Genomic DNA, 1000 nt, shown 5'->3' on the forward strand with positions numbered 1-1000 from the left:
TATTTAAAGTATTCTTAATCTTTTCTAAATATTTGATAGCTGTACTTATAGCTGTCTTAATTTTGCTATATATTTCCCCAAACTCATCAGGTTTAAATTCCTGCAAAATAGTTTTTAAAGTGTCAAAATTTTTCTCTCTAATAGCAAATAAAATATTTTGGATTATGTCATAAATCTTCCTGAAAGAATAGTCAAAATCTAAAATATGTTCAACTATTTCTTTTTGAGAGATAAATCCTTTAAAACAAGGAAAACTCTTAAAATGTGTTGATATTAACTTAGCCTTAGGAAGCAATAATAACTTCCAGTACCTTTTTAAACACCTATACTCATGAGAGTCTGTTTTAAACTTCTTCATTAGTTGAACTCTTGCCATATTAAAAGCACGAGTAAAATTTTGAACAATATGGAACTTATCAAGAACAATACAAGCGTTTTTAAAAACCTTTTTAACAAGTTCCATATAGGGAGAGTAAATATCACAAACAACAATCTTAACTTGATCTCTAACTCTTCTTGGGAATCTTAGAAAATAAGTGTCTAATTTAAATAGTCTCCTATCAGGAAGTATATCAATGATCTCACCAGTAATAGAATTGGTACAAATAAAGCTCATAGCGCCTGATACATTTTTAGTAGACTTAAATTCATCTATAGATAGTATCGGTGGAAGATAAGAAAAGTCCTGTTTAAAGGATTTACTCCATTCTTTAAAAACTCTAACAACAGTATTAGGGCTTACACCATTAGATTCAGCAATAGACTTAAAGGATGAAATTTTAGTAAGATCTACAGCAATCTTTCTTTTTACATCATTAGATATATTAGAATACTCATTAACTATATTGGTTTTAGCACTAAAGGTAGAACCGCACTCTTTACATAAAAATCTTTGCTTTTTTAGAAAAAGAATAGTCGGTATATTAGAAACATTAGGAAGTTTAATCTTACAAATTTTAGTACCATATTTTATAATATTAAAAGATTCATTAACATGACC

The 1000-nt window shown here is 27.7% G+C and carries 1 protein-coding gene; it reads right to left on the reverse strand.

Translation table 11 applies throughout. The features are described from left to right. Positions 1 to 1000 (reverse strand): ISL3 family transposase (locus tag ACQRC6_RS09775; protein ID WP_427848751.1); only part of this gene is annotated, 1000 nt, incomplete at both ends.

This window comes from Peptoniphilus sp. SGI.035, assembly GCF_050315115.1.
Taxonomy (GTDB): Bacteria; Bacillota; Clostridia; order Tissierellales; family Peptoniphilaceae; genus Peptoniphilus_A.